This window comes from Bizionia sediminis, assembly GCF_042684585.1.
Taxonomy (GTDB): Bacteria; Bacteroidota; Bacteroidia; order Flavobacteriales; family Flavobacteriaceae; genus Algorimicrobium; species Algorimicrobium sediminis.
In genome coordinates this window covers 1-888 of record NZ_JBHULS010000023.1, presented here as the reverse complement: position 1 = coordinate 888, position 888 = coordinate 1, and the positions used below count along the sequence as shown (strand labels likewise).

Genomic DNA, 888 nt, shown 5'->3' with positions numbered 1-888 from the left:
CATCGGCAGGTGCAGCAGGTGCTACAGGAGCCGTAGTATCAGATACAGTGATTGTCTGAGAAACTGACGATGTGTTATCGCAAGCGTCTGTGAATGTCCAAGTACGGGTGATTGTAATGTTGCATACATCAGAATCAATAATTACATCTGAAGACACACCCATGATAGTGCCACCACAATTATCTGTTGCAGTTAACTCTTGCGCCACTGGTACTTCCGAGATACACTCGTAAGTTACATCAGCAGGCGCAGCAGGCGCTACAGGAGCCGTAGTATCAGATACAGTGATTGTTTGAGAAACTGACGATGTGTTATCGCAAGAATCTGTAAATGTCCAAGTACGTGTAATTGTTATGTTACAAGCATCTTCATCCATTGTAGCATCTGTTGCTACACCTAAAATTTCAGCACCACAGTTATCAATTGCTACTAACTCTTGTGCAGCAGGCACTTCAGAAATACACTCGTAAGTTACATCGGCAGGTGCGGCAGGTGCTACAGGAGCCGTAGTATCAGATACAGTGATTGTTTGAGAAACTGATGATGTGTTGTTGCAAGCATCTGTAAATGTCCAAGTACGTGTAATGATAATGTTACAAGCATCTTCATCCATTGTAGAGTCTGTTGCTACACCAAATATTTCAGCACCACAGTTATCAATTGCTACTAACTCTTGTGCAGCAGGCACTTCCGAGATACACTCGTAAGTTACATCGGCAGGCGCGTTTGGTGCTACAGGAGCCGTAGTATCAGATACCGTAATTGTTTGAGAAACGGACGATGTGTTATCGCAAGCATCTGTAAATGTCCAGGTACGTGTAATTAAAATGTTACAAGCGTCAGTATTGTCCACAACATCAGAAGACACACCAATGATAGTGCCGCCAC

At 43.6% G+C, this 888-nt stretch carries 1 protein-coding gene; it reads right to left on the bottom strand.

The window, feature by feature from the left end; all coding sequences use genetic code 11:
• On the bottom strand, nt 1-888 hold an 888-nt coding region (locus tag ACFSQP_RS13090; RefSeq protein ID WP_449252226.1), incomplete at both ends, for an HYR-like domain-containing protein.